Here is a 2,738-nt window from a genome sequence, read left to right as displayed (position 1 = left end):
GTAGCTCGTCGGGCTCATAACCCGAAGGCCGTCGGTTCAAATCCGGCCCCCGCAACCAACAAATTTTGAAGCCCTGATTTAGAAAATCGGGGCTTTTCTTTTTACAGTTTAACTCGCTTGATGATCTCAATTAGATCATCTTTTTCTATGCTATAATCCCTCAAAATTTTCAAAATCGGTACCTAAATGAAACAATTATTTGCAACGACCTCTCGTGGCTTTGAAGAATTATTAAAAGTTGAACTCACTGAACTTGGTGCGCAAGAGGTGAAGGTGGTTCAAGGTGGCGTTCATTATCAAGCTGATGACGAAACCTTATACCGCACTTTGCTTTGGTCACGCCTTGCTTCACGCATTTTATTTCCTTTGATTGAAACCAAGATTTACAGTGATTTGGATCTTTATGCGGCAGTTTCTGGCTTTAATTGGTTAGCGCAATTTGATGAACGAGTTACATTCTTTGTCGATTTTAATGGAACCAACCAAGAAATTCGTCATACTCAATTTGGTGCGATGCGTGTTAAAGATGGGATTGTCGATTATTTTGAACGTCAAGGTAAAAGTCGTCCTGATGTAGATAAAATTCAGCCGGACGTACGTATCCATGCTTATTTGAACCGTGAAAATTTAGTGATTTCTTTAGATTTAAGTGGAGAAGCATTACATTTGCGAGGCTATCGTGAAGATGCAGGTCAAGCACCTTTGCGCGAAACTTTAGCGGCTGCGATTGTTATGCGTTCAGGTTGGCAAGCAGGTTCTCCATTAGTGGATCCAATGTGTGGTTCTGGTACGCTTTTAATTGAAGCGGCACAAATGGAAGCCAAAATTGCACCGCAACTTTATCGTTTATATTGGGGATTTGATTTTTGGAAAGCGCATAATCAATCGGCTTGGGAAAAAGTAAAAAATGAAGCGATTGAATTAGCAGAAGAAAAACAAAGTGAAATTCAACCGCACTTTTATGGATTTGACCTCGATCACCGTGTATTAAAAAAGGCTCAGAAGAATGCACAAAATGCAGGTATTTCACATTTAATTAAATGGCAACAAGGTGATGTTGCAGCGTTGAAAAATCCTAGTTTAAATGAAGTCGGTACGATTATCTGTAATCCACCTTATGGGGAACGCTTAGGAACAACACCAGCGTTAATCGCGCTCTATTCTGTATTTGGGCAAAAACTTAAAAAAGAATTTTGTGGTTGGAATGTTTCTGTTTTTAGTAGCGAATCGACATTGCTTGATTGTTTGAGAATTCGTGCCAGCCGACAGTTTAAAGCAAAAAATGGCCCACTAGATTGTGTGCAGAAGAATTATCAGGTTTCAGAACGAAAATCTGACGAAATTACAGCTGAAAATGAACTGGAATTTAACTGCACTTCGGAGGTGGCAACCGATTTTGCTAATCGATTACAAAAAAATATTAAGAAAATTAGCAAATGGGCAAAGCAACAAGGATTAGACGCTTATCGTTTATATGATGCTGATTTGCCCGAATATAATTTAGCTGTTGATCGTTATGCAGATTACATAGTTGTACAGGAATATGCAGCACCGAAAAATATTGATGAAAATAAAGCGCGTCAACGCTTATTAGATGCGGTTACTGCAACTTTGTACGTTACAGGTGTAGAAACGAATAAGTTGATCCTCAAAGTTCGTCAGAAACAAAAAGGTACCAACCAATATGAGAAATTAGCCAACAAAGGTGAATACTTTTATGTGAATGAATATGGCGTGCAACTTTGGGTAAATTTGACAGATTATTTAGACACTGGCTTATTCTTAGATCACCGTTTAACAAGAAAAATGATTGGAGAGTTGGCAAAAGGTAAAGATTTCTTGAACTTATTTGCTTATACTGGTTCTGCAACTGTTCATGCCGCCCTTGGGGGTGCAAAATCGACAACCACCGTTGATATGTCAAATACTTATCTTAATTGGGCAGAGCAAAATCTTATTTTGAATGATATTGAAGGTAAACAACATAAATTAATTCAAGCAGATTGCCTTCAATGGTTAGAAAAATGTGATCGTCAATTTGATTTGATATTCGTGGATCCTCCGACGTTTTCGAATTCTAAACGTATGGAAGAGAGTTGGGATGTTCAACGAGATCATGTGAAATTGATGAGCAATCTAAAACGAGTTTTGTCGAATAATGGCACAATTGTTTTCTCGAATAATAAACGTGGATTCAAAATGAATTTAGTTGCGTTGGAAGAATTAGGTTTAAATGCGGTAGAAATTTCGCATAAAACCTTACCGCTAGATTTTGAACGTAATAAACAGATTCATAATTGTTGGATGATTCAACATATATAATGTATAGAATGATTTGTTAAGTTGTAAATATAATCGAAAAAATAGTGAATTTTAAACAAACTGAATAAAAAACTACCGCTCAAACATTTTTTTTCAAAAAGTGCTAGACAAGGTTTTATGAAATCATTAATATACGCCTCCGCAACGACGCAGTAACGCGTTCGTAGCTCAGTTGGATAGAGCGTTGGCCTCCGGAGCCAAAGGTCGCAAGTTCGAATCTTGTCGAGCGCGCCAGGTCAGTGCAATAACAACTTTTAATGGTGGCTATAGCTCAGTTGGTAGAGCCCTGGATTGTGATTCCAGTTGTCGTGGGTTCGAATCCCATTAGCCACCCCATCTTATCTATATAAGATCTGACGGCGAGTAGCGCAGCTTGGTAGCGCAACTGGTTTGGGACCAGTGGGTCGTAGGTTCAA

Annotated in this window: 1 protein-coding gene and 2 tRNA genes; all 3 read left to right on the top strand. The window is 38.5% G+C overall.

The window, feature by feature from the left end; all coding sequences use genetic code 11:
* Nucleotides 1-186 precede the first annotated feature (186 nt).
* The 3 genes from rlmKL to ABW51_RS09445 all read left to right on the top strand — a co-directional run bounded on the left by rlmKL (nucleotide 187) and on the right by ABW51_RS09445 (nucleotide 2,658).
* A complete protein-coding gene (gene rlmKL, locus ABW51_RS09455) occupies nucleotides 187-2,322 on the top strand; it encodes a bifunctional 23S rRNA (guanine(2069)-N(7))-methyltransferase RlmK/23S rRNA (guanine(2445)-N(2))-methyltransferase RlmL (protein WP_053466542.1) in 2,136 nt (711 codons plus the stop codon).
* A gap of 157 nt (nucleotides 2,323-2,479) precedes the next feature.
* Nucleotides 2,480-2,556, top strand: a tRNA-Arg gene (locus ABW51_RS09450).
* A 26-nt stretch (nucleotides 2,557-2,582) separates the two neighbouring features.
* Nucleotides 2,583-2,658 (top strand) — tRNA-His (locus ABW51_RS09445).
* Nucleotides 2,659-2,738 lie beyond the last annotated feature (80 nt).

It is taken from the genome of Haemophilus sp. C1, assembly GCF_001276515.1.
Classification (GTDB): Bacteria; Pseudomonadota; Gammaproteobacteria; order Enterobacterales; family Pasteurellaceae; genus Haemophilus.
The sequence above is the reverse complement of the archived record's forward strand: the minus strand, read 5'-3'. Positions and strand labels throughout refer to the sequence as shown.